The organism is Streptomyces albireticuli, assembly GCF_002192455.1.
Lineage (GTDB): Bacteria > Actinomycetota > Actinomycetes > Streptomycetales > Streptomycetaceae > Streptomyces > Streptomyces albireticuli_B.
Window position 1 is genome coordinate 3,548,399 of record NZ_CP021744.1, and the last position, 24,235, is coordinate 3,572,633.

27 protein-coding genes and 2 pseudogenes are annotated in these 24,235 nt (G+C 71.5%); 20 read left to right on the forward strand and 9 right to left on the reverse strand.

Features of this window, described 5'->3' with window-relative positions:
• Position 1 precedes the first annotated feature (1 nt).
• Entirely contained in the window at positions 2-1,210 is a 1,209-nt protein-coding gene (locus SMD11_RS15090; protein ID WP_087926963.1) for a cytochrome P450, read from the reverse strand.
• 399 nt (positions 1,211-1,609) lie between these two features.
• Between SMD11_RS15090 and SMD11_RS15095 the strand changes: the two genes are divergently transcribed.
• The 4 genes and pseudogenes from SMD11_RS15095 to SMD11_RS15110 all read left to right on the forward strand — a co-directional run bounded on the left by SMD11_RS15095 (position 1,610) and on the right by SMD11_RS15110 (position 4,545).
• Positions 1,610-1,795, forward strand: coding sequence for a hypothetical protein (locus SMD11_RS15095; protein WP_087926964.1), 186 nt, complete (start codon positions 1,610-1,612; stop codon positions 1,793-1,795).
• Entirely contained in the window at positions 1,792-2,526 is a 735-nt protein-coding gene (locus SMD11_RS15100) for a hypothetical protein (RefSeq protein ID WP_087926965.1), read from the forward strand. Before SMD11_RS15095 ends, SMD11_RS15100 begins: the two co-directional genes overlap by 4 nt.
• A pseudogene (locus SMD11_RS15105) lies at positions 2,523-3,448 on the forward strand (DUF6895 family protein). Before SMD11_RS15100 ends, SMD11_RS15105 begins: the two are co-directional and overlap by 4 nt.
• Positions 3,445-4,545, forward strand: a complete 1,101-nt coding sequence (locus SMD11_RS15110) for a serine hydrolase domain-containing protein (protein WP_087926966.1) — start codon at positions 3,445-3,447, stop codon at positions 4,543-4,545. The pseudogene SMD11_RS15105 and the gene SMD11_RS15110 overlap by 4 nt, the downstream one beginning before the upstream one ends.
• Here SMD11_RS15110 and SMD11_RS15115 read toward each other — a convergent pair.
• Positions 4,447-5,349 (reverse strand): LysR family transcriptional regulator, encoded by a 903-nt coding sequence (locus tag SMD11_RS15115; RefSeq protein ID WP_087926967.1) that lies wholly within the window; start codon positions 5,347-5,349, stop codon positions 4,447-4,449. The two genes, SMD11_RS15110 and SMD11_RS15115, sit on opposite strands and share 99 nt — an antisense overlap.
• A 185-nt stretch (positions 5,350-5,534) precedes the next feature.
• Positions 5,535-6,305, reverse strand: coding sequence for a thioesterase II family protein (locus tag SMD11_RS15120; RefSeq protein WP_087926968.1), 771 nt, complete (start codon positions 6,303-6,305; stop codon positions 5,535-5,537).
• A 231-nt stretch (positions 6,306-6,536) separates the two neighbouring features.
• On the opposite strand from SMD11_RS15120, the gene SMD11_RS15125 reads away from it, so the two are divergent.
• From SMD11_RS15125 to SMD11_RS36840, 3 genes are all read left to right on the forward strand, one after another.
• The gene (locus SMD11_RS15125) at positions 6,537-7,394 is read left to right on the forward strand and encodes a metallophosphoesterase family protein (protein ID WP_087926969.1); all 858 of its coding nucleotides are present in this window, start codon (positions 6,537-6,539) and stop codon (positions 7,392-7,394) included.
• Positions 7,391-8,119 (forward strand): 4'-phosphopantetheinyl transferase family protein, encoded by a 729-nt coding sequence (locus SMD11_RS15130; RefSeq protein WP_087926970.1) that lies wholly within the window; start codon positions 7,391-7,393, stop codon positions 8,117-8,119. The genes SMD11_RS15125 and SMD11_RS15130 overlap by 4 nt, the downstream gene beginning before the upstream one ends.
• A 269-nt stretch (positions 8,120-8,388) precedes the next feature.
• Positions 8,389-8,511: a hypothetical protein gene (locus SMD11_RS36840; protein ID WP_267896828.1), complete on the forward strand. Its 123-nt coding sequence runs from the start codon at positions 8,389-8,391 to the stop codon at positions 8,509-8,511.
• A 120-nt stretch (positions 8,512-8,631) separates the two neighbouring features.
• Here the strand turns inward: SMD11_RS36840 and SMD11_RS15140 are convergent, their stop codons facing one another.
• From SMD11_RS15140 to SMD11_RS15165, 6 genes are all read right to left on the reverse strand, one after another.
• Complete coding sequence (locus SMD11_RS15140; protein ID WP_087926972.1) at positions 8,632-9,948, reverse strand: sugar transferase; 1,317 nt, start codon at positions 9,946-9,948, stop codon at positions 8,632-8,634.
• Complete coding sequence (locus SMD11_RS15145) at positions 9,948-10,478, reverse strand: RNA polymerase sigma factor (protein ID WP_087926973.1); 531 nt, start codon at positions 10,476-10,478, stop codon at positions 9,948-9,950. The genes SMD11_RS15140 and SMD11_RS15145 overlap by 1 nt, the downstream gene beginning before the upstream one ends.
• Positions 10,479-11,354: 876 nt before the next feature.
• Positions 11,355-11,807 (reverse strand): deaminase, encoded by a 453-nt coding sequence (locus tag SMD11_RS37070; RefSeq protein WP_324614742.1) that lies wholly within the window; start codon positions 11,805-11,807, stop codon positions 11,355-11,357.
• Complete coding sequence (locus SMD11_RS37075; RefSeq protein WP_324614743.1) at positions 11,804-12,487, reverse strand: RibD family protein; 684 nt, start codon at positions 12,485-12,487, stop codon at positions 11,804-11,806. The genes SMD11_RS37070 and SMD11_RS37075 overlap by 4 nt, the downstream gene beginning before the upstream one ends.
• 41 nt (positions 12,488-12,528) lie before the next feature.
• Complete coding sequence (locus SMD11_RS15160; protein WP_234366046.1) at positions 12,529-13,944, reverse strand: helix-turn-helix domain-containing protein; 1,416 nt, start codon at positions 13,942-13,944, stop codon at positions 12,529-12,531.
• A gap of 237 nt (positions 13,945-14,181) precedes the next feature.
• The gene (locus SMD11_RS15165; RefSeq protein WP_234366047.1) at positions 14,182-14,517 is read right to left on the reverse strand and encodes a GntR family transcriptional regulator; all 336 of its coding nucleotides are present in this window, start codon (positions 14,515-14,517) and stop codon (positions 14,182-14,184) included.
• Between the two features lie 911 nt (positions 14,518-15,428).
• Here SMD11_RS15165 and SMD11_RS15170 point away from each other — a divergent pair.
• From SMD11_RS15170 to SMD11_RS35895, 13 genes and pseudogenes are all read left to right on the forward strand, one after another.
• A complete protein-coding gene (locus SMD11_RS15170; RefSeq protein ID WP_418952444.1) occupies positions 15,429-15,668 on the forward strand; it encodes a hypothetical protein in 240 nt (79 codons plus the stop codon).
• Positions 15,668-16,315: a GGDEF domain-containing protein gene (locus SMD11_RS15175; protein ID WP_087926977.1), complete on the forward strand. Its 648-nt coding sequence runs from the start codon at positions 15,668-15,670 to the stop codon at positions 16,313-16,315. The genes SMD11_RS15170 and SMD11_RS15175 overlap by 1 nt, the downstream gene beginning before the upstream one ends.
• Positions 16,312-16,467 (forward strand): hypothetical protein, encoded by a 156-nt coding sequence (locus SMD11_RS35445; RefSeq protein ID WP_159395304.1) that lies wholly within the window; start codon positions 16,312-16,314, stop codon positions 16,465-16,467. The genes SMD11_RS15175 and SMD11_RS35445 overlap by 4 nt, the downstream gene beginning before the upstream one ends.
• Positions 16,464-16,802 (forward strand): hypothetical protein, encoded by a 339-nt coding sequence (locus SMD11_RS15180; protein WP_087926978.1) that lies wholly within the window; start codon positions 16,464-16,466, stop codon positions 16,800-16,802. The genes SMD11_RS35445 and SMD11_RS15180 overlap by 4 nt, the downstream gene beginning before the upstream one ends.
• The gene (locus SMD11_RS15185) at positions 16,799-17,824 is read left to right on the forward strand and encodes a DUF2637 domain-containing protein (RefSeq protein ID WP_087926979.1); all 1,026 of its coding nucleotides are present in this window, start codon (positions 16,799-16,801) and stop codon (positions 17,822-17,824) included. The genes SMD11_RS15180 and SMD11_RS15185 overlap by 4 nt, the downstream gene beginning before the upstream one ends.
• Positions 17,824-18,197: pseudogene (locus tag SMD11_RS36415) on the forward strand (RRQRL motif-containing zinc-binding protein). The gene SMD11_RS15185 and the pseudogene SMD11_RS36415 overlap by 1 nt, the downstream one beginning before the upstream one ends.
• A 26-nt stretch (positions 18,198-18,223) precedes the next feature.
• A complete protein-coding gene (locus SMD11_RS15195; RefSeq protein ID WP_087926980.1) occupies positions 18,224-18,466 on the forward strand; it encodes a hypothetical protein in 243 nt (80 codons plus the stop codon).
• Positions 18,467-18,480: 14 nt separating this feature from the next.
• Positions 18,481-18,792, forward strand: a complete 312-nt coding sequence (locus SMD11_RS15200) for a hypothetical protein (RefSeq protein WP_087926981.1) — start codon at positions 18,481-18,483, stop codon at positions 18,790-18,792.
• A gap of 1,082 nt (positions 18,793-19,874) precedes the next feature.
• On the forward strand, positions 19,875-21,095 hold the full coding sequence (locus SMD11_RS15205; RefSeq protein ID WP_087926982.1) for a hypothetical protein: 1,221 nt from the start codon (positions 19,875-19,877) through the stop codon (positions 21,093-21,095).
• A complete protein-coding gene (locus tag SMD11_RS15210) occupies positions 21,095-23,275 on the forward strand; it encodes a hypothetical protein (RefSeq protein ID WP_087926983.1) in 2,181 nt (726 codons plus the stop codon). The genes SMD11_RS15205 and SMD11_RS15210 overlap by 1 nt, the downstream gene beginning before the upstream one ends.
• Positions 23,276-23,525: 250 nt before the next feature.
• A complete protein-coding gene (locus SMD11_RS15215) occupies positions 23,526-23,720 on the forward strand; it encodes a hypothetical protein (RefSeq protein ID WP_087926984.1) in 195 nt (64 codons plus the stop codon).
• A 16-nt stretch (positions 23,721-23,736) separates the two neighbouring features.
• Positions 23,737-24,051 (forward strand): hypothetical protein, encoded by a 315-nt coding sequence (locus SMD11_RS15220; protein WP_087926985.1) that lies wholly within the window; start codon positions 23,737-23,739, stop codon positions 24,049-24,051.
• A 17-nt stretch (positions 24,052-24,068) separates the two neighbouring features.
• Complete coding sequence (locus tag SMD11_RS35895; protein ID WP_199843885.1) at positions 24,069-24,224, forward strand: hypothetical protein; 156 nt, start codon at positions 24,069-24,071, stop codon at positions 24,222-24,224.
• The last annotated feature ends 11 nt before the right edge of the window (positions 24,225-24,235 follow it).

The window sequence follows — 24,235 nt, forward strand, 5'->3', positions numbered from 1 at the left end:
CTTACCAGGCGACCGGCAGGGTGAGCGGATAGCGCCAGATCGAGTTGGTGTTCCACCGCACCTCCTCCACCGGTACGGCGAGCCGCAGTTCAGGGAATCGGTGGAGCAGGGAACCGATGGAGACCTGGAGCACCATGCGGGCCAGATGGGACCCGAGGCAGTGGTGGCTGCCGTACCCGAACGCCATGTGGGGCAGCGGTTCGGCGCGCTCGAAGTCGAGGTCGTCCGGGCGGTCGTAGGCGAGCTCGTCGCGGTTGGCCGTCAGGTACGACACGTGGACCGTGTCTCCGGCCTTCACGGTGACGCCGTCGAAGTCGACGTCCTCCAGGGCCACCCGGGGGATGCCGACCCCCTGGCGGAAGGGGATGTAGCGCAGCAGCTCCTCGATGGCCCGCGGCAGCAGGTCGGGACGGGCACGCAGCTGGGCCAGGTGCTCCGGGTACGTCAGCAGGGTGTAGACGATGTTGCTGATGTCGTACGTGGTGGTGTCGTGGCCGGTGACGACCAGCAGCATGGCCAGTACCGACAACTCGGCCGGCTCCAGCGCCTCGTCGCCGATGCGGGCGGTGGCGAGCGCGCTGATCAGGTCCTCGCCCGGATTCCGGCGCCGCTCGGCGGTCAGCTCGTCGAAATAGCCGCGCAGCCCGGCCTTGGCCTCCGCCGCGGACTCCCTGTCGGCGGCGCTCATGGACATCATCGCCATGGCCCAGCGGCGCAGTTGCGGGCGGTCCGCCTCGGGGACGTCCAGCAGCTCGCTGATCGTCATCAGCGGGATGCGGCCGGCCAGGTGCTCGGCCACGTCGGCCGGCGAGCCGTGCGCGGCCATCTCGTCCAGCAGGGCGTCGGTGGTGCGCTGCGTCCAGGGGCGCAGGGCCTCGACCTTCGGGGTGGTGAAGGCCTTGATGATCAGCTTGCGGACCCGGTTGAGCGCGGGCGGGTCCATGAGATTGATCGCCTCGGACTGGGCGATGGGCGCGGGGGTGATCCGCGGGAAGTCCCGGCCGATCAGCGCGGCGCGGCTGAAGCGCTTGTCCGACGTCACCGTCTGGACGTCCGCGTAGCGCGTGACGAGCCAGCAGTCGCCCTCGCCGTACGGCATGAGGACGCGGGTGACGGGCGCTTCGGTGCGCATCCGGGTCATGAACGGATCGGGCTCCAGGGCCTCGTCATGTCGGAAGGGACACGTTCGAACGGAGTCCGAAGTGGTCATCGCAGCACTCCCTCAAGCCCAGGGCCCCGCCGATGGCGTGCCAGCCTATTTTCTGACCATGCCGCAACTTCCGGCACGCCACACACAAGCATTCACAGTTCACCCAAATGATGGATTTTTCTATGAATCGCCCGCCGCATCCCGCTCTCCAGCCCCTTTTTCCCCTTTAATTTCCCATTCCCCCCGCACTGCTCGCTCAGTTGGGCGCCGCCCCGCGCCCGCCTCCCCCGGCTGTGCGCCCGCGCGCTCTCCGGTGCCCGCGCCCCTCGCGCCCTCAGTGCGCTCGAACGCCCGCGTCCCCCGTTCGCCCTCCCCCGAGCTGCGGGACCCCGGAGCCGACCCTAGAGTCAAAACCGGCATCACCTCACAAGTGATGACATTTCCCCTCAAGGAGGCGTGATGCTCGCTCAGAAGACGACCCGGATCGTCGCGACCCCGGCCGAGGCGGCAGCGATCGGCTCGATGATGGTGGAGCCGGAGGCCACCGTCAGCGACCCGCCACTTCCCGCACCGGAGGCAGCGGGCTTCATCCTCGCGCTGCTCCTCATGTCCCCCAAGGAGCCGAAGGAGCCGAAGGGCAAGTGACCACCCGGGCGGACTTCGCCGCGGCCACAGACGAACTCGCGAACCGTGTCCTCGGCGCCCTGCGCGGCGCCGGGGGCACGGCTCTCGTCGCCCGGCACATCGACAGCGCGCCCGACGCCCTGGCGGCCCTCGCCGCCGTAAGGGTCCTGGGCGCGGACACCTTCTCCCCCCACCTGATCGCCGGCGCCCCCTTCCACGCCGACGACGCGGCCGCCGTGGCCCGGTCCTTCGACGCCTTCCCGACGCCGGCGGCCGGGCCTTCGGCACGCCCGGAGGAGCGGACCGTCGCCTGGCGCGACTGGGCCACCGCCCAACTCCTCGCCCGTTTCGGTGGGAACGGCGCACCGTCGGTGACAACGGCACCGCCCGGGGCGGCGGAAGACCTCGCCGACACCACCGACTGGCAGGGCTGGTCCGTAAGGATGGCCCAACTCGCCACGCTGGCCACCCCCGGCCTCGACGGCTCGGTCCACGAGGTGGCCCGCGGCGCGGCGCTCCCGCTCGCCCGCGGCGTCACCCGCTCGGTCCTGCGCCGCGACTTCCCGACGGCCGTAAGGCTCGTCCGCTGGCTCGCCTGGCTCGGCCACGAAGGCGTCGCCCTGCCGCTGGACCCGGCGCCCGTGCACGAACACGTCCGCCTCCTGGGCGGCGCGAGCCCCCGCACGGCCCTGGACCTGGCCGTCACGGACCACCTGCTCACCGCGAGACCCCCGGAGGCGGTACGGACATGACGGTTCCCGAGCCGGTGGCCGCGGCCGCCCGGAGCATGGCCGACCGCGCCCTGTCCTGGCTGCACGCCAACCGCGCCCTCGGCGCCCTGCCGCCCGGCACCACCGAGGAGCTCGCCGACCCCGACAGCGTCTACAAACCCCTGGGCGAGACCACCCTCGCGGCCTCGCTGCTCCTGCGCGACGGCGTCGCGGGCCCCGGCCAGCTGGCGGCCGCCCAGAGCCTCATGGACTTCACCTGGGACCAGTTCCGCCAGGGCGACATGCTCTACGAGCGGCAGCTCCGCCACACCCTGATGACCGACCCGCTGGAGGTCTACGCCCCTTCGTCCGCTGCGGCTACCGCCACGCGGACCTGGACCGGCTGCTGGCCCACCGCGCGCGGCTGCGCTCGGTGGACGGCGTGGAGCTGCTGCCCAACCGCAGGCTCGCCGCCGCCAACGCCGCCCGCGTCGTCGGGCTCGACCGGGAACCCGGCGGTCAGCCGGACTGGGACGCGCTGGCCCGCGCCACCTGGCTGGGCGCCCGCCCCGAGCCCTGGGCCATCAACTGGATCACCGCCTACGCGATGACCCACACGGTCTTCCACCTCACCGACTGGGGCCGCCTGCCGCACGGCCTGCCGCCCGACCTCACCGCGTACGTACGGACGTGGCTGCCGGTGTGGATCGACATCTGGCGCGAGGTCCAGCAGTGGGACCTGGTCGTCGAACTCCTCATCGTCGGCGCCTCCCTGGACGAGCCGTACTGCCGGCCCGAGGACTGGGAGACCGTCGCGGCCCTCCAGCACGAGGACGGCCTCGTGCCGCGCGACGGCGACCCGGTGGACGACGACCCGCAGGAGCGGTTCACGGACCACCAGCACACCGTCGTCGTCACCGCCGTCGCGGGCTCCGTCGCCCTCGCGCGGGCGGCGGGCCGGTGACGTCCGCACCGCTGGAGTCCTTCCTGGCTCCCCTCCTCGCCGCCGCCCGCGGCGCGGACGCCGTGGCGGTGGCGGCCGTGCGCGGCGGCGAGCGGCTGGTGGCCCGCCGGGGCGCCGCCGGCCCCGGCACCCGCTTCGAGACCGGCTCCCTCACCAAGACGTACACGGCCCTGCTGCTCGCCGAGCTCGCCGCCCGGGGCGAGGTCCGCTACGACGACCCCGTCGACCGCTATCTGCCCCGGCGGGTCCCCGGCCCGCCGATCACCTTGCTGCACCTGGCCACCCACACCTCCGGGCTGCCACGGCTGCCCCCGGGGCTCGTCACCCGCTCGGCGCGGCACGCCTGGTTCAGCAACCCCTACGCGGGCTTCTCCGCCGCCGACCTCATGGCCGCGCTGCCCCGCACCCGGCTGCACCACGCGCCCGGCACCCACGTGCGCTACTCCAACTACGGCGCCGGACTGCTGGGCCACGCGCTGGCCCGGGCGGCGGGCGGCGGGGCCGAGGAGGGCGACTACGCCGGGCTGCTCGCCGAGCGCGTGCTCGTACCGCTCGGCCTGACGGACACCGACTGCGACCCCCTGCGGCCCCAGGCGACCGGCCACTGGCGCGGGCGGCCCCGGCCGCCCTGGCTCATCCCCGCGCTGCCCGCCGCCGGGGCCCTGCGCACCAGCGGCCGCGACCTGCTCCGGCTGCTGGCGGCGCTGCTCACCCCGCCGGTCACGGGCCCGCCGAGCCTGCGGGCCGCGCTCCAGGACGTCCAGCGGCCACGGCTGGCGCTGCCCCGCACGGGACGCCGCCTCTGCCTGATCTGGAACCTCCGCCCCCGCGCGGGCCGGCCGCTGTTCCACCACTCGGGCGGCACCCGCGGCTTCACCGCCTTCGCGGGCTTCCTGCCCGGCTCCGGCACCGCCGTCGCGGCCCTCGCCAACACCTCGCCGACGCCGCTGGCCCCCTTCGTCCAGGCGGCCTACGGGACGCTGTGCGCCCTGGACGCCTCAGTCGCGGGCGACGTGGCGGACCACGGTGTCGGCGAACTGCCGGGCGGCGGGCGAGAGGGCCGACCACTGGCGGGCGGCCCAGCCCACGTCCAGTGACGGGATCCCGGCGACCGGGATCAGCCGGACGCTGTCGGCGCACTGCCCGACCAGCCCCGGCACCGCGGGTATCAGCGCGTGCCCCAGGCCCATCTCGGCGAGCAGCAGCGCGGTGTCCCAGTCGGTGGCCCGGGTGGTGGTGGCGCGCGGCGGCAGGCCGTGCGCGCCCAGATAGTGCTCGACCTGACGGCCCGAACTCGTGCCCGTCGGCGGCCTGATGAGCCGGGTGCGGGCCAGGTCCTCCGCCGCCAGGGCCGCCTCCGCCGCGAGCGGGTCGTCGGCCCGTACGGCCAGCACCCACTCCAGGCTGATGACGGGGCGCTGCTCGACGCCCTGGGTGCCGGCCGCCTCCTCCGTGATCGTCACCCAGGCCAGGTCGACGGCACCGGTCCGGAGCGCCTCCAGGCAGCGGTGGCTGGAGCGCTCGGTGTGGAACTCCAGCCCCACCTCGGGGTACTCGCGGCAGAACTCCTTTATGGCCGCGCCCAGGAAGTTGCGGATGGTCGTGGCGCCCGTGGCGATGACGACGCCGCCGCCCTGCCCGGTCCGCAGCTCCTCCAGCAGCCGCAGGCCCTCCCCCAGCGCGGTCAGCCCGTCGGAGGCCGCGCGCTGGAGGATCCGGCCCGCCTCGGTCGGCGCCACGCCCCGGGACTGACGCTCCATCAGCGTGAGGCCGACCTCCTTCTCCAGGCGGCGGACGTGCTGACTGACGGCCGACTGACTGCAATTCATCTCGCGGGCCACGGCACTGAGGTTGCGGGCCTCGCACACCATGACGAACACCTTCAGGTCATCAAGCGTCACCCGCCCAACATACAAGGCATTCCTTGGGGAGTTCGAGCCTCCCCATAGGATTGACTTGGCTTCCGGACGGTCGCATGATCTCCCTGAACGGCGGCAACCTGTCCGCGGCCTCACTCAGCACAACGCACCGGAACTGAGCATGCGCAGCACCGGTCACTGTCGTCGCCGCGGACGGGTGCCGACCGCTACGAGACGGCCCCCGCCCCCAGCAGCTCCGCCAGCGTCTCCTGCACGACCTGCGTCTCCTGCTCCCGCAGATAGAAGTGCCCGCCGGAGAATGTCCGCACCTCCACCGGGCCACGCGTCGTGTGCCGCGCCCACCCGGTCAGCCTGCCGTCCTCGGCCAGGGCGGTCTCGCCGTCCCCCGCCAGCACGGTCAGCGGCACGGGCAGCGGCGCGTGGCCACGCCACTCGTACTCCTCCAGCACCGTGTAGTCGGCGCGCAGCCCCGCCGTCGCCATCGCCCGCAGCTCGGGGTGGTCCAACACCTCCGGCGGGATGCCGTTGTGCCGCCCGTTCACCGCCGACAGCAGCTCGTCGTCCGGCAGCCGGTGCACGCCGGTACGCCGCCGGGGCGCGTCGGGCGCCGGCCCGCTGGAGACGACGAGCCGCTCCGGCAGCGGCCGCCCGGCGTCCCGGAGCGCGCACGTCAGCTCGTACGCCACGAGGGAGCCCATGCTGTGCCCGAAGAAGGCGTACGGGCCGGTGAACTCCTCCTCCACCAGCGCCCCGACCAGACCGTCCATGGAGGTCACCGCGGGCTCACCGAAGCGGGTCGCCCGGCCCGGCAGCTGGATCGCGTGCACCTGCACACCGGGCATGTGCCGGCCCCAGCGCAGGTACTCGGCGGCCGACCCCCCGGCGTGCGGGAAGCAGTACAGCCGCAGCGGGGCCTGCTGCGCGGCCCCTCCGGCGATCCACCGGGACGTCGGGGCGATACGCCCTTGCCGATTCATGCGTTCTCCTGTCCACCCGTGCCGAACGCCCCCGTCCGGGCGCCCGTCGACACTACTGACCGGCCGCGCCCGGGAACGTGGTGTGGGCAACTACCGGACCGTGACGCCGCTTACAGCCACGGCCCCGGGGCGCGTACGCCCGGTGTTCCGGAGGTCGTCATGTCGCGGGGCCTGCTAGGGGTTTCACCGCGCGTGTGATCGTATATAGGTACGGACTGGGGAGGACGTCAGATGCCCAACGGGAAACTGCTCGCGATCAGCGATCTGCATGTCGTCTACAAAGAGAACCGCGATCTCGTCGAGACGCTGCGGCCGGAATCCGAGGACGACTGGCTGATCGTGGCCGGCGACGTCGCCGAGCAGTACGCGGACATCGAATGGGCGCTGCGCCTGCTCAGCGAGCGCTTCGCCAAGGTGATCTGGGCACCGGGCAACCACGAGCTGTGGACGCACCCGAAGGACCCGGTGGACCTGCGCGGTGAGAAGCGCTACCTGCACCTGGTGGAGCTCTGCCGCAGCCTCGGCATCGACACGCCCGAGGACCCCTACCCCGTCTGGCACGGCGAGGGCGGCCCGGTGGCCGTGGCCCCGCTCTTCGTGCTCTACGACTACTCGTTCCGGGTGCCCGGCGCGCACACCAAGGAGGAGTCGCTGCGCCTGGCCTACGAGGCCGGGGTGGTCTGCACCGACGAGCACTTCCTCTTCCCGGACCCCTACCCCACGCGGGACGACTGGTGCCGCGCCCGGGTCGAGCTCACCGAGCGCCGCCTGGCCGCCGTGGACCCCGCCCACCGCACGATCCTCGTCAACCACTTCCCGCTGGTGCGCGAGCCCACCCGGATCCTGCGCTACCCCGACTTCGCCCAGTGGTGCGGCACCGAGCTGACCGCCGACTGGCACGTGCGCTTCCGCGCCGCCGCCGCGGTCTACGGCCATCTGCACATCCCCCGCGTCACCTGGCACGACGGCGTCCGCTTCGAGGAGGTCTCGGTCGGCTACCCGCGCGAGTGGCGGCCCCGGCCGCCACGCCGCCCGCTGCGCCAGATCCTGCCCCGCCCGGTCGGCGAGACCCCGGGAGCGGCACGGTGATCGAGCGGATCCTGCCCGCCGCCGTGGTCACGGAGGAGACCTTCGCCGACCCGGCCGGCGCGGCCGACGCCCTCTTCCCCGAGGAGGCCGCGGTCGTGGCGCGCGCGGTGCCCAAGCGGCAGCGCGAGTTCACGACCGTACGGCTGTGCGCGCGCAAGGCGCTCGGCCGGCTGGGGCACCCGCCCGCCCCGCTGCTGCCCAGCCGGCGCGGCGCGCCGCAGTGGCCGGACGGGGTGGTGGGCAGCATGACCCACTGCGAGGGCTACCGCGCGGCCGTGGTGGCCCGGGCGGCCGACGCCACCTCGATCGGCATAGACGCCGAGCCCAACGGCCCCTTGCCGGAGGGGGTGCTGGAGAGCATCGCCCTGCCGGGCGAGCGCGCCTGGGTGCGCGCCCTGGCCGCCCGGCGGCCCGAGGTGAGCTGGGACCGGCTGCTGTTCAGCGCCAAGGAGAGCGTCTTCAAGACCTGGTACCCGCTCACCGGCCGGGAGCTGGACTTCGTGGAGGCGGAGCTGGAGGCCGACCCGGACGCCGGGACCTTCTCCGCCCGCCTCCTGGTCCCCGGCCCGGTGGTCGGCGGCCGCCGCCTCGACGGCTTCACGGGCCGCTGGCTCGCCGACCGGGGGCTGGTGGTCACGGCGATCGCGCTGGAGGCGTCACCGGCGCCGGCCGAGGAGAGCGGCACCGGCGGGAGCCTCCCGGGCGCTTCGGCGCCGACGGCCTAGCGGCCGGGCCTTTTCGGTCTTCCCGAGGTGACGCCCACATTCCCCCGGTCCGTGGTCCGGCAGGGGGCGCGGAGAGGGCGGGCGGGGTCGCACGTATCCGCCCGCTCGCGGCACTCACCTACGAAAAGGGAAACGAGGGGGCCCGGGCCGGCCAGGGCCCGGGCCCCCCGACGGAAAGGCTGTTCATGGGAATGAACCGGCGTGGTGCGACCGGAAAGTCCACTCCCTCGAAAATCACCCCCACTTCGGTCGGCGCGACCTTCGGTTCCGTGACCGTGGGCGTCAGCAGCGCCTACGTGGCCACCGGGTCCGTATTGATCACATGCGTCGCCGGCGGGCTCGGGCTGGTCGTCGTGGCGCTGCTCATGGCGGTGTTCCTCATCGCCCGCTGACCCCGCTCGCTCTCCGGGGGATCGCGTACGGCATCCCGTGGGCGATCCCCCACCGGAATTCCACGTGGTCCGGTTTCCCCGCCGGCCGCTTCTCCATCGAAATGCCCCGATACCCACTTCTCACTGCCAGACCGTGAGACTGACGAGGCAGCGCTTCTCCAAGGGCTCCCGGAGCGGCTGCGGAGTGGCGGCGGCGGGTTCGGCGACCGCCGCCCCCGTTCCGCCCGCGGTCTCCTCCTGTCCGCCCGCGGAGTACGTCGTGAAGGAATTGGAGCTGAAGAGCATTCCGCAGAGGAGCCGGAAGGTGCCCCAGGCGGAGAGGGAATCGTAGAAACCCCGGTCGACCATGACGCGTTGCGGTACGACGACGTCCAGATAGTGCCGCCAGGCGTCGGATCCGGGCTCCAGGTCGTCGTCGGGTCCCACGTATCCGTCCCACAAAGGGCCCGCGATTCCCGGCCGGTAGGAGAACACCCAGCGGCATTGCTCCGGGTACGAGGCGGCCATCGCCGGATGCTCGGCCGGTGGGCCCAGCAGGGTGACGTCGCCCCGGAAGAGGTTCCACAGCCGGGGCAGCGTCTCCAGGCCGAGCTCCTCCAGGAACGCCCCCGCCTTGGTCTGCCGCCCGGCCGCGTCCCGGGTCCGGAAGTCGTACAGCCGGAAGACCCGGCCGGCCGCCCCGACCCTCGGATGCCGCACGAGGGCCGGGCCGTGCGAGGTGAGGCGGATCCACAGCGTCACGGACGCCAGCATGGGCAGCGAGAGCCACAGCAGGGCGGCACCGACGACGACGTCCAGCGCGCGCCGGCTCCTGCTCATCGGGGCCGGCGGATCGGCGACCTCGACGTCCTGCGGCCGTAGGCACGCCAGGGCGTCGGGCTGGAGGCCGTCCGGCCGATGCTCGCGGAGGTCCCGCAGATGGATCGCCGTGAACAGGGCGGTCGAGGCGATCATCCCGGCGCCGACGGACTGGAGGAGCGTCTGGACCCACCGGGGCACTCCGTTGTCCGGCAAGGAAACCAGCGCCAGGGCGAGCGCCACGACCAGCACGAAGCCCGTCCCGAGACGGCACCACCAGCGGCGGCGACGGCGGCCGCCGCGCCCGGCCGCCGCCCCGGGGTCGCCGGTGTCCGGATCCACTGCCCGGCCGCCTGACAGGGCGGCCAGGCTCAGGAACTCCTGAAGACCGGCGCTGCCCGCCGGGTGGCCACGGACCACGGCCCGGCGGGCGGCTTCGACCTTGATCTCGATGAGCTTGCGCTCCACCGACTCCTCAGGGATCTCCGCCGCGAGCCCGGCGTCGAAGGCATCCTTGAACTCCCTCAGCCGCCTGTCGGCCGCCGCATTGTCCGGACTGCATACCAGGGCATGCCCATTGATCGCGGTCATAAGATCATTGATCGTCTCGACGATACCTTCGTCGCCATGTGCGCTCATTACTCCTCCTCACCGTACCTATCAGCTGTGGCGCGGCTCTCCTGAAGAATGCGGTAGAGCTTCTCTCTCGCCGACCGCAGATTGGACCGTACCGTTGCCGCGATATCACCCGTGATCTCAGCGATCTCGGAAGGACTGAATCCGTCGTACGTGTAGGCAATGACCTGACGCTGCTTGTATCCGAGATTGCTCATCAGCGCGAGGACCTCCTCCTCCTCGTGGCGCGAGGGGGAGTCGGGGCCGGGCAGCGACTCACCGACCGCCCAGCCGCCCCTGAGGGCCCGGGCCGGTGCGTCCAGATCACGGGCGGCGGACCGGAGGTAGTGCCGCTCGGCGGTCTTGCGCACCCACGCGAGCGGGTGCTCGATCCCGGTCCAGCATTCCAGCGCCTTGATCATCGCGGCAGAAGCGGAATCCTCCGCTTCCTCCCGCGTGGCACCGATGAACCTGAGAAAGCCGATCAGCTTCCGGTAGTCCGACCGGAAGAAGGCGTCGAAATCATTCCCGTCGGGGCCCCTGCGATGCTGCACGAGATATCCCTCCTCAATTCTCAGCCGCTGCTGATGCAGGGGAGTGACACGAGGAAGGGCAATCGTGTGATGCGAACCGCGACCATATCCAGTACGTCGCATAAATCTATGATCGACTCGGAACCCTGTCGGAAATCGGCCCGAACGCCCCGTCAGCACGTTCGAACTTCGCCGGCCCACGCAGATCTCCGCGCCCGCCGACGCAGGCAACCACCCCCGAGGCCGTCCGCGCATGACCTTCCTCTCCGGAGCAGCAACCCACCACAGCAAGGGCGACCGACCGCACCGCCCGCCAGGAGACCCCCGTCCCCCGACGGCCGCTGCCCGCCGCCTTCACTGATGAGTGCCCCGAGCCCCCACCAACGTGCAACGCGGCCCGCCCCTTTTTCCCCGACGCCGGGGGGTTACGCCCGTCCGCACCGGCGCCGCACCGCGAGAACCGCACGAAGAGAGCCGCGGAAGGTCCCCTTTGAGGAGCCGCCACAGCCCCTGGGAACACAAAGAAGGCCAGGTCACCCGGAGGTGACCTGGCCTTTCCCTGAGCCGCCTTCGGGATTCGAACCCGAGACCTACGCATTACGAGTTGTCCGGTCCCGTTCCACCGGCGTCCACGGACATCCGCAGGACGGCTTGCGCCGCTGGTCAGCGTGAGCCGCAGACGATGGTGGACACTGGCGAACGCCCCCGGACGAGATGGCAAGTGAGACCACAACTGAGACCCACACGCGCCCATGAGGCTCCGTTGATCGGTCAACGGTGCCCCAGTGGTCCTTCGGCTCACGATCGGAGTGTCCCTCGGGGGCATACTCGCGCGAGTATGCCCCCGAGGGCCTCAGCAGTGCACCACGTGGCGCGCTGCTCCAACGGCTTGTCTTATCAGCCCAACAGGTGGACGTTCACCGTGCGGGCTTCCTCCGCCATATCGGGGAGCTCCACCACCTCCACCCCCGCGGTACGGAGGGCCTCCACGCCGACACAGTCGCCCACGAAGAGATCCGGCTCTCGCCAGGCAATAACAACGCGACGAATGCCCGACCGGAGTACGAGCTGGGTACATGTCAGGGGCCTCGACTTGCGCTCCGAACAGGGTTCCAGCGTGCTGTAGAGCGTGGCGTTCACGAGTCGCGCGTCGCTGCCCGACAGCTTGGACAACGCGGACTCTTCCGCGTGGACGTGGAGATCCGTCTCCCGTGAGTAGCCGTAGGAGATCTCATTGCCGTCTGCGCCAACAATGACAGCGCCCACGGAATACGCGCCTCCTGCTGGCGGGCACCGGCGGGAAAGTTCGATGGCGGCCGCCATCCAGACGCGATCAGTGTCGGTACTCACTGGGCGCTCACCAGGTTCGGAAGGTAGCGCAGCAAGACGACATCACCAATGGTGCGCGCCTCAGCGAGCGCCATGCGGCGGGTCGATCCGCCCGGGTAGGAAGCCGGGCTGAGGAACCGGGGAGCATCAGCGTCACCCACGAGCAAAGGCGCAATGGCTAGATGGATCTCGTCGGCCAGGCCCTGAGAGAGGAACGCGGTGTGGATACTGCCGCCGCCCTCCACCATCAGTTGCTTGACGCCGCGCCCGCCCAGGTCGTCCAAGAGCATGCCGAAGTCGATGTCCGGCCCGAGGGAGACGACGTCGGCGAGCCCAGCAAGCCGAGCGCCGAGCCGTTTCTCACCCTCGTCGGTGGTGTAGGCGACCTTGGCCCCACCGTGATGCCAAAACTTCGCTTCCGGGTCGAGATCACCACTCCCGGAGATCGTGACCTTCAGCGGGTATTCGGGGAGGCCCCGGGAAACGCGGTCGGCCCGACGCTTGTCGCTGTTGACCAGCAGTCTAGGGTTGTCTGCCCGGATGGTCCCGGCGCCGATGAGGATGGCGTCGGATTCGGCGCGGACCTGATCGACTCTGTCGAAGTCGGCACTGTTGCTCAGCAGGAGACGCTGGGGACTCGCGTCATCGATGTACCCGTCGACAGAGGTGGCAACGCTCAGCAAGACGTATGGGCGGGGCACTGTGGTCTCCCTGGTTGCAGCAGCAATGGCAGAGTGAGAGGTCATACTTCGTGAAGGACAGAGGCGTTGAGCGCCTCGTGGAACTCGCGCACGGATGGGACCGTACGCCACCGGTTCAGGTCAGTTTCAAGCCGCGCCAGCTCACTCAAGATTCGCGCGGAGCCCGTCTCATTGCCGATGTCGAGAGCCTGAAGTCCGGTGGTGGCAGCTTGCTCAGGGTCCCGGCTTCCAGCGTGAGCCAGGGCTTCCCTCGCAAGGTAGACGCCGTGGTCACGGTGGTAGCCAGCAGGCAGAGCCGTGATCGCCGTTCGGAATCCTTCAGCAGCTGCGTGGTGGTCACCAAGGATCGACAGGCTACGGGCGCGTTGCACATCGATGTATGCATCGTCCAGCCACACGCCCCAGCTCCCAGCCGAGCCACCGTGCGCGCCGTGCAACAGCTCTCGGGCTCGGTCGTACGAACGCATGCACTCCCGGGTGTCTCCACGGAGCGCGTGCCCGTGCGCCGCGTACGTTGCGGCCACGGCAGCCAGCCTCGTACCTGGCCGCGCCGCCTCTTCTGCGGCCTCCGCCACGTCAACCGCTTCGATCGCGTCCCGCATGTCGCCGGCGAGCTGGCTCTTGCGCGCCAGGATGTAGACCGTGAGATCTGGATCACCAGCCATGTGCGACCACTGGAGTGCCCGGTCCGTCCAGTACTGCGCGGCGCGATGGTCCCCCGCGTCTTGGTGGAACCAGCCGCAGAGCTCGGCGAACTGCGTCTGCACCTGGAGCAGATTGCGTCGGTCTGCGCCGCGCTTGCCCTCTCGGAGCGCGGTGATGGCGTTGATCTGGTCGTGCACCTTCGGGATCAGCTGGCGCGGGCCGAACAAGTTGTCCGAGTCGATGAGAACGCGACGGATGTCCTGGAGATGTTCGACAGGGTTCCGGTCCATGGCGGGCATCCGCGACGTTGAAACCCCAGCCTCCGCTAATGGGGCACTCGCGATACTCGCCGCCGCAGCGCCGAGCCCACCCAGGAAGATCCTGCGAGGCACAGACACGAAGATGATCCTTCCGTCGGACGTACGGCAGGGGACGGTCATCCCCTCCTCATCCGACATTGCCTGGACGTCCGTGACATCAGCCAGGGCCGTTGACCCCTTAGCCACATGAGGCCCCGCTTTGGCCACATGGCCACGCGACAATCCGCCCGCGGCGCCCGTGCCGTGGATCCCCCGATAGAACCCGATCAAGGTACCGCCGGCGTCGAGTTCTTGATCGTATGCCTGCACCAAAGCTTCCGAGGGCGCCTGATCTCCGCGCTCAACACGGGCCATGTAGCTGCTGTCATACCTGATCCGGGCCTTCAGCCTCCCTAAAGACAGACCGCGCCGAACACGCCACGACCGCATGGTGGAGCCGAGTTCATGCAGGGGGCTCACGTGCGGCGTTAACTCGTTTGGACGCTGTCCCATCCATCCTCCCCATGTGGCCCATGTGGCCGCCATGGGGCGGCCACATCTCGTACCTGGTAGCCAGGCAAGCGCCCTCGCTACAAACGACGCATAGCGAAAGCCCCAACCTATCGGCGTCGGCCAGGTGAGGAAGAGCGATGGGATTAACAGCTGCTGAGCGGCATCAGCTGACGCTGGCCTTGCGCCAACTCTCGGAGGATGTTCATGAGCTGGAACGGCGCCTCGACGCTCAGCTCGTCAGCCTGAACGCGTCACGCTCTCCAGCTGCTGAAGCCGGTCGTCCAAACGAGACAGGTGCTCCCGAAGCGACTCGATCTCACGCATGATCGTCAGGAACTCTGAGCTAGGGCCCTGCCCACCGCTTCCCTCAGGTCGATCACTCACGAAGTAGCCACGGGTGGAGTCGGCCCGAATGAACCCGCTCTTCACAAGCAGCTGAAGGGCTTTGCTCGCCGTTCCGACAGCGACCTGAAAGCGGGCGGCGATCTGACGGACCGCCGGGAGCTTCTCCCCCGGCCTCAGCTTGCCCGAGACGATCTCGGCGCGAAGGGCGTGCGCGATCTGCTCGTTCACCCGGCGTGCGTCGTCAGCGGTAGGCGTCATGCCCCGATGCTAACGGCCCTCTTGCTGATCCAACTAGCACTGCCGACACAACCCCTTGTTGCAGCTGTGCCAGTCATGCTAGAACAGTCTCATCGGCAAGCACAGTCTCGTTCGGGACGGCGCAAGCCGACGAAATATCTTCCTGACCTGCACCGATGCCCGGCGAGTCCCGTGAGGACGGGAGCCCCCTTGATCAGGGGTTACCACGCTGCCGGGGAGTGACTGCGCCTTGAGAACTGAACAGTGTGTCGAGTCGACGGGGTGAGAGCCCCCGTCCCCGCAGCGGCCCGGGTGATGGCCGCCGGCAGCCACTTCGTGGCAGGTGAACCTGTCCTGCCCGCGTGTCAGCTCTGGGGAACAGCCCTGGGGATCATCCCTTCATTGCTGGAGGACAACCCCTTGGTTGCCACCTGATACGCGCTGCCCTGCTCGCGTCAGAGCAGTGACGATGACGCACCCGACGTTCCCGGGCTCGGGGCTGGCCAGCCGTGGCAACGGCCGACCGGAGAAGCCCGTGACCGCTCCCCGATCGGGAGGACAGAGTGTTCCGACGAAGATCTGAGACGCCTGCCGGGCTGGACCGGCCCGGCAGGACGTCCTTCGCGTCACCATCACCGGCCGCCCGAGCACGGGTCCGGCTGTGATGCCCGACGGGACCGCGGCACAGGGTGCTGCGGCCGGTTGCCTCCTCCGCCCGTCCGGCCCGCGCACCGCGCGGCGGCTGTACGGGCGGGGTTGAGGGGAGCCGGAGGTTCCGACTTCAACGGCGCGGCCCCGGTGCTGACACACCGGGGCCGCTGGGCCGTTTCCGCCTGGATGAGAGGCGTACGACCGTGAAGCACATTGTTGCAGGGCAAGAGGCGGCTACGGCCGCTGAGTTCGTGGAACTGGCCCTCGGCACCCCGGTGGAGTTATGGCTGGGTGTGCCGGGGGAGAGCGAGGTGGAGCGGGCGGCCCGGCTGGATGCGGCCCGCGACATCATCGGCGAGGACCCGCACCTGTTCGACCGGGTGACGCGGATCGCCGCGACGCTGATCGAGACCCGCACCCCGCACCTGTTCGACCTGGCCACCAGCGGCCGCCGCGTGAAGGGCTGGGAGCCCGGGGCGGAGGCGGCGTGATGGACACCGTTCTCTCGCTGTCCGCGACGGCCGGCCCGCTGCTGGCCGGCTGGTCCCTCCACGCCTGTCTGCTGCGTCGCCGGGCCCGTAGGGCGCGGTTCGACCCGCTGACGGCGCTGCCGGGCCGCGACCTGTTCACCCACTGCGCGCGCCGTGACCTGCGGGCCCGGGGTGCGGTGGTGGTGATGGTGGACCTGGACGGGTTCAAGGACGTCAACGACACCCGCGGCCACGCCGCGGGGGACGCGGTCCTGGCCTCTACCGGCGCCCGCTTGCAGAAATGGGCCGACTGGCACGCAGGCACCGCCGGAAGGCTGGGCGGGGACGAGTTCGCCGCCACCGCCCTGATCCCCGACCCCCGGAACCTCGCCCCCGAGCTGGAAGCCCTGCATGCCGCGCTGCGGCGGCCGGTGCCCTTCCGGGGCTACGAGCTCCTGGTCAGCGCGTCCATCGGCGCGTACGCCACCCCCTTCGGTCCCCCGGATCTGGGGGTGGCGCTGCGGCGGGCGGATGAGGCCATGTACGCGGCGAAGCGCTTCGGTGGGGGCTGGGAGGTCGCGTACGGCCCGGTGCCGGAGATCACGACCACCAATGGCCGTCGCGCCGGCCGCCCCGGCACCGCACCCCGGACGGGAGGCCCGCGATGACCGCGCTCCGCCACCGCCTCTACCGCTGGTTCCACCCGCGCTCCTACCGGGCCGGGCAACTCGCCGAACAGCGCCACCAGCTCTACGACCCGCCGGTGCCCCCCGACTACCCTCGCGCCGTCGGCACGCCGTCCTCGGGGGGTGCGGCGTGAGCGCCTCGACCCTGGCCGCGCTGGACGCCCCGTTGCTCGTGCTGCGGGTTTTCAGCGCGGAGTTCGCGCACCTCCCCGCCCCCACGCTGGGGATCTCCGCGATCGTCCCGGACCTGTTGGAGCTGTCCTTCCACGATGACCTGGCCGGGTTCGAAGCGTGGCGTGCTGCCCTCGGATTCGCGCCTGAGTCCGTGGGCTACCACGAGCAGAGCGGTGGCCGCACCCGCGTCCTGACGGCCCAGACCGGCTACGCCGGCGCCCAGGTGCGCCTGCTCGGGTACGCCGAGATCCCCGCCCGTGACGGGGGGCGTTCACGGCAGGGGGCCGGGCGGTGAACGCTGATCAGGTCCGTTCAGCGGAACGTGCTCTGTCGGTGGGCATGTGGCTGATCGTCTTCGGCGCCATGCTCTACTCGATCCTCACCGTCACCCCGCTCATGGCGTCCCACACCCCGGACGCCTGGGACTGGACGGCCCCGATCCTGCCACTCGTGGTGGATGCCGCCGTGGTGATCGTGGTCTGGCTCGACTCCGCCCTCGCCCGCCTGGGCGGGTCCGGCGGCCGGTGGCCGACCGCGCTGCGGTGGATGACCGGCACCATGACACTCGCCCTGAACATCGGGGACTCCGCGCTGCTCACGGACATGGTCGGCGTGGCCGTCCACGCGGTGGCGCCCCTGCTCCTGATCGTCACCGCAGAGACCGGGCTGGCCTACCGGCGGGCCATCGCCGCCGCCGTGAACGCCCTGGAGGCCCGGCAGCGGGCCGAGCGCGAAGCGGTGCGAAAGGCCGCTGAGGATCAGGTGGAGGCGGCCGCTCGTCGGGAGCGGGAGCAGCGCGAGCATGACGCGCGGCTTGCTCGTGAACAGCGGGAGCACGATGCCCAGGTCGACCGTGAACGCCGTGAACACCAGGCCCAGCTGGCCCGCGAACAGGGCGAGCGGGAGGAGCGGGCGCGGCGGGAGGCGCGGGAGCTCGCGGAGGCGCGGGAGGCGCGGGAGCGGGACGAGGCTGAACGCCGTGAACAGGAGCGTGCACAGCAGCAGCGCGAGCGTGAACGCCGTGAACGCGAGAGCGCCGAGCGGCGGGCCCGCGAAGAGCGGGAGCGCACTGCGCGTGAACGCCGTGAACACCAGGAGCGGGCCCAGCGGGCCGAGCGTGAACGGGCCGCCCTGCTGGCCACCGGCCCGGCCACCGAGAGGCAATCGGAGGAACGGGCCCGCAAGGTCGTCCGCGCGGCCTTCGACGCCGGCTTGCCCGTGCGGACCGCGGCTGAGCTGACGGGCTGGTCCACCGGCTGGATCTCCACCCGCTACCAAGAACTCCGCGACCACCCCGCCACTGAGGCCCTTGTCTGATGGCCGTGCGCTTCTACGACCCCACCGGGGCCCGGCACGGCATCCCCACGTATCCGTGGAGTCTGGCGCCGGACGGCCTGGCCACCCGCCGCCAGCTCCGGGACCAGGGCTTACGCCCGGGCGGGCAGGAGATCGCCGCCCAGGTCATGTGGTTCAACCCCGGCGGGGCGGGGTGCGGGTCGCGTACCTCTACCCCGTCGCGAGGGCGAAGCAGGTTCGCCCGATGACCCCCGCGAAGTGGGAGGCGCTCGCCAAAGCGATGCGTGCCTGCCGGACATGCCTCGTCTGCCGCAATGACGCTGGTTACTGCATCCCGTCCTCGCTCGGGATGTGTGTGACCTGCGCCTACTCCGAGGAACAGTGCGCCGCTTGATCCGTCCCGAGATTTGGAGATCAGCAGTGACGACCCAGACCAGCCCGAGCGGTGCGCGGAGCGTGCAGCCGCAGGGTTCCTACCACTGGATCATGACCGTGGAGCTTCCGGGCCGTATGGCCAAGACTTTGTACGGCACGTGGTCGCCGCCGGCCGGTGCGTCCCGGCACGACGTGTTCATGGCCATCAAGCAGGAGATGGCCGCCGACGACCCCGAGTTGGGCCGCGCGAACGTGATGTTCTTCGCGCTGGAGCCCAACCAGCTCTGACCTGGAGGTTCGCGGTGAAGCTCCGCCATTTCCGTCTCATAGGCGCGTCCCTCGTGGGCGCGTCCGTCGCCTGGACGGCCGCGTCACGCCTGCACTCCTACGACGTGCCTGCGGCGCTGACCATGGCGTGCTCGCTGGCGCTGTTCGCCAACGTCATGGCGGCGATCAACCACGTGGTTGAGGTCGCGTTCTCGACCACGCACCGGTGCCGCGTGCCCGGCTGTCATTTCCGCGTCCGCCTTCCCGACGCGGATGCGGTGGAGAGCCGCCGGTGGCAGGAGGCTGCCGCCGCGCACCCCGCCCACGATCCGGCCCGTCTGGGCTGACCCCCTGAGCACACTGTTGTGGCGCCCCGGCCCGCTTCCTAGGGCTCGGCCGGGGCGCCTTCGTGCACTCCCGAAGGGAGCAAGTACCAGTGTCTGATACCAACCTGAAGGTTCCGCAAGTACCTGAGGCTCCCCCGCCGAAGCGGAAGCAGTCTCCGCCCGTGGACCCGCCGGAGGTGGGCGCCGGGGCGGAGGGTGGTCTGGCGGTTCCGATCGAAGTGACGGTCACCCAGGCTGAGCAGGACACCGGCCCGGCCCGTGGACGTTCTTCACGTGGTGCGGTGCGGGTCTTGCCCGCGGCGGTGTTCGGTGTGGAAGCGCTCTCGACAGGGTCGGTCGCCCTCTACACCGCGACCGGTGTGGTCGGCACTGCTGCGGCGGGGGCGGTGGTGGCTTCGGCCGCCACGGCCGCCGCCGTGGTCCGGGCCCGGTCCGGGCGCCGGTCCGGCAGCGGGTTGTACCGGTCCGGCGGCCGTGAGCGCCCCTGGCGTGGTGCGGGCCGCGGCTCCACCTGGGGCCCGGCGTCCCGTGGTGGGGCGTCGGGCGGGTGGGGTGCCGGTTCTGGGCGGGGGCGGCGCCGTGCGTCGTCCGGGCGCGGGGGTCTGCTGGCCTCTGGTGGTTCCCGCTCTGGTCTGCTGGGCCGCCACGGCCGGCGGGGCCCGGGGCTCTCCTCCGGCAGTACCGGGACGAGTGGCGGCCGTGGTGCCGCGACCAGCACCGGTACACGCTCATCGTCGGCAAAGAGGCCCGGGTCCGGGTCCGGGGCGGTCGGGTCTTGGGGCCGTCAGGGCGGGGCCGGGCGTGGCCGCGGCGCGGCCGGTTCGTCGGGGCTTCTTGGCGGTCTCGGTGGATCCCGTGGGGCGTCGGGCCGGGGGCCGGGGCGGCGCGGGCCGGGATTCGGCGGCGGCCGCAACGGCGGCGGTGGTCGGGGCGGGTCGGGCCTTTCCGGCAGGTTCGGCGGCTTCGGCCGGGGCCGTCGTTCTGGTGGTGGTAGGTCGAGCCGGGGGCCCCAGACGGGCGCCGGTACGAGCGGGGGTCTGTCGCCGCGTGGTTCCAGGGCTGCGGCCGGGGGTGGTGGTCGTGTGCGGTCGACGCTGCGGGCTGCGCTCTCCCGGGCGCGCCGCGGCGGGTCGTTGCTGAAGGGCGCGGGTCAGAAGCTGTCCGGCGCGGCCGGGAGCGTGCTGCGGTCCCCGGCGGTGTCGTCGGTGCGGGAGCGGATCCGTACGGCGCGCCGGGCCGCGGCCAAGCGTGGCCGGGCGGCGGTGCCGTTCGTGCTGCGCGCCGTCGGCGCCGGGATCGCCGCTGGTGCGGCCGGTCTCGCGGCCGCGGTCTGCGCTCTGCCTCTGGCCGCGGTGGCCGCGGCCACCGGTGGGGTGCTGCGGCGGCTGGGCCTGGTACGGCGCGGGCGGGTGTGGGGTTCCCGGTTAGCCACATGGCCTCGTGCCGTGGCGGGGCGGGTGTGGCGGCGGCTGATGGGCCGCGCCCGCCGCAAGTACGACGACGCCACCGGTCGCCGGGACGTGCAGACCGATTTCGAAGAGCCGACCCGCCGCCCCACCCAACCCTCCAAGGGAGGTTCCCTCATGACGACCACGAACAGTCCGTCGCGGTTCGCGCTGGCGACGGAGGCCATCCGCACCGCCTACGCCTCCTACGAGCCGCCGAACATGATCAGTGTGGTGGCCGAGTACAAGGGGCTGCCGGAGGGGCTGGCCCACGCGGCGGAACCGCTGCGACGCCTGGCCCTGAACACCGCGGGCAGCTACCCGGCCGATCAGCGGCTGGCGGATCAGATCACCCTGGTCTACCTGCTGATGCACCAGGCGGTGGAGAAGGCGCAGGAGATCTTGCCGCTGATGCTCCGCCTCCACGAACACGATCTCCTGCGGTACACCGCACCGCGCACCAATGAGCAGATGTGGAACATCGGTGAAGTGCGGCCGGGCGGGGATCACGTGCTGGGCCCGTCGCTGTTCCAGCGGGCGTGTGAGGAGGCGTCGGCGGCCTACGCGCAGTACTTCCCGGAGAAGATGATGCAGGTCGGCGTCGAGTACGCGGGCGTCCCGGCCGGGCTGGAGAACGTGGCCGCGGCCGTCGGGCATCTGTCGGCGAAGTCCGCCGAGGTCTACCCCGTGGAGCAGCCGATCGCGGAGGCGGTCCGTGAGGTCCACGTGCTGCTGGTGCGGGCGGCCGCGGCCGCCGAGGAGCTGTTCCCGATGTTCCGGCGCCTGCACGCGAAAGACATCCAGCGCCACGAGAACCCCCGCAACGGCCCCCAGGGCGAATCCCTGTGGGACGTCTGATGGCCAAGACCACGGTGCCCCTGGACTGGGGCTGGAACCTCACGCCCGCGGCCGCCGCCACGATGGCGGCCGGCGGCGCCTACACCCTGGCGACCGTCGGCGGGGCCGCCGGGCTCCCGCCCGGGTATGCCGTCCTGGCGGGGGCTGCCGGCGCCACCGCTCAGGGCATCGTCGACACGGTCCGGCGACGGCCCTTCGGCCACGCGGTGACGCGCTGCGCGGGGTGGCTTGCGGCCACCGGATGGAGCGCGGCCACCCTCACCGATCACACCGCCCTGACCTGGCAGACCACCGGATGGTGGGGCGCGGGCACGACGGCGGCCGTCGTCCTGGCCCGTGGGCTGGCCACGGCCGAGGACACCGCCCGCAGCGAGCGCACCGAACGGCGCCTCCAGCGCTGGGCCAACGGGCAGGCAGCCCAGTGGACCGAACGCCTGACCCGCCTTTTCCGGCTCGAAGGGCACGTGGTGGAAGGAGTCAAGGCCTGGCCCGCAGAGGTGGGTTACACCGTCCTGGTGCGGATGCCCTCCACCACCCCGGACCTTCCGCCGGACGCGGACCGCAAGCTCGCCGTCGACCTGCGCCTGCCCCGCGGCGGCGGGGTCCAGGTACTCGACGGCCTGACCTACGGCCAGCTCCAGATCCGCGTCACCGCCCAAGACGTCCTGGCCGCGACCCTGCCCTACCCCGAGGACACCTCGGTGACCAGCATCAACGACCCCTTGGAACTGGGCCTGTTCCCGGATGGCACCACCGCCGGCCCGACCCTGCTCAACGCGTGCGCGGTCATGGTCGGACAGGTCGAGTCCGGCAAGTCGAACACGATCAACGCCACCAACGCCTCCGTACTCCGGACCGACGATGCGGTGCTCTTCCATATCGACGTCACCGGTGCCGGGATCTCCCTGCCCTGGCTGCGCTGCTGGGCCGTCGACGGCACCGCGGACGTGCCGCTGGTGGACTGGACCGCGGACACCGTCGAAGAAGCGCACATCATGGTCGATTTCGCGATCGCCGCGATCGCCGCCCGCAAGTCCGGCTACCAGGACCTGATGGAGTCCGTCGACGACGACAAGATCCCCGTCTCCCCGGACCTCCCGGCGATCCTGATCATCGGGGACGAGGTAGCGGAGCTCCCCCCGAAACTCATGGAGAAGATCGACAGCATCGTCAACACCGGCCGCGCGGCCCGCGTCCGCTACCTCGGATGCGGCCTGCGCGCCACCCAGGACGTGATCACCGCCGCCCAGAAAAAGCAATCGCGCGTCCGGATCGGCATGCGGGTCTCCGGCCCCGAAGAGCTGCACTTCCTCTTCCCCTCCGGCGGCGCCCGCCTGGACCCCAAGCAGACCCCGCACAAGGGATCAGGGTTCATCTCCTACCCCGACGCCGACGACGTCGACCGCGACCCCGAGCCGTTCAAGAGCTACCGGATCACCCCCAAGCAGATCAACGCCCTCGGCCCCCAGCTCGCCGCCCGACGCCCCACCCTGGACGCGCTCACCCTCGGCACCGGCCCCGGCCGCTACTACGCCTCACGCTGGGCCCGCATCCTGCCCCGCCTCTACAAGGACAAGAAGCTCAGCACCGCCACCCACCCCTACACCGCCATGCCCCCGCTCCACCCGCCACTGAACGACTTCGGCATCCCCGACACCACCGGCCCCGCAGCCAAACAGCAGCCGGGGGCGAACCAGGGCGGGGCGGCGGGAGCGGGGACCGCGCCTGCCGGGCGCGTCGCCGGAGACACCCTGGCCGGCATGCTCGACGCCGCCCGCCGGCAAGCCACCCAGCACACCGCCGCCCACGATGCCGCAGCCGGGGCCGGGGCGGTGGCGGGAGTGGGGGCGGAGGGCGAGGGCAGCAACGTCATCCGGGCCCGCTTCGGAGGCCCCGGGCAGAGCAGCGGCCCCACCGATCAGAGCGCGGCCGTGCCCCCGCTCCTCCTCGACGCCCACCGGGCACTGTCCGACGCTCCCGGCGGCCGCCTGCACACCGCCGACCTTGCTGACGCCCTCGGCACCACCGCCCAGGCCCTCGGCAACGAGCTCGGCAGCATCCTGCGCGCCGTCGGCGTCACCCGGCCGGGCGCCGGAACCGTCCGGATCCCCGGCAGCGAACCCAAATCCGGCTACCTCGTCGAGACCCTCACCGAGGCCATCGAGAAGTACCGAGAGTAACCAGACGGGCCCGGGTGGGCCCACACACACCGGCCCACCCGGGGCCCACACACCACCGGGTGGGCCCACACATCCTGTGTGACCCCCTGACCTGCACGGGTGGGCCGGGTGGGCCCACACAAACCCGCCCCGGGAACGCCCCGGAACCGCCCTCAGAAGCCGCTCCTGGGCCTTCCCCGGGCTGGCGGGTGGGCCCACCCGGGGCCGTCACACACCGTGCACACCACCACGCGCCCCGAGGGAGCCCCCTATGGCCGTCTCGCTCTCCGCCGTCGTCGTCCTCGGCATCATCACCGTCTTCCTCCTGCGCTCCCGCACCGTCGGGACCGGCGCCGCACTCGTGCTCTTCCTCTTCGGCTTCTTCACCGCCGGCACCGGCGCCGCCGAACCCATCACCCGCATGTGCGCCGCCCTCCTCCACACCATCCCCAGCCTCACCTCCTGACAGGAGATCACCCGTCATGCGCCAACCCCCGCCGCCCAACGTGACCATGGGGCCGCTCGCCCCGCACATCCCCGCCGACCTCTACCACCAGGCCGAGCGCGACGGGCGCCCGTTCGTCATCGTCCAGGCCCCGCCCAACCCCGCCACCGGCCCCCGGTACGCCCGGCCCCTGTTCATCGGCGTGGCCGTGGCGTTCGGGCTCATGGGCATGACCGCCGCCGCCCTGGCCCTCTTCCAACTCGCCGCCCACACCGCCGCCGTCATCGCCAGCACCGCCGGCCCCATCGGCTTGGGCGGTATCTCCCTCAAACTCGCCCGGTCCAAAGGCTGATCACAAAAGGAGCCCACGTGTTCGACGAAGAGATCTACTGCGACGAGTGCGCCACCTACGACTGCCGCGGTCACGAGCTCTGTGACTTCTGCGCCGCCGAGATCTGCAACAGGTGTGACGGCTGCGACTGCCCCAAGAACACCTGCCCCGGCTACGCCGACCCCGAGCACTGACCCCCACCAGA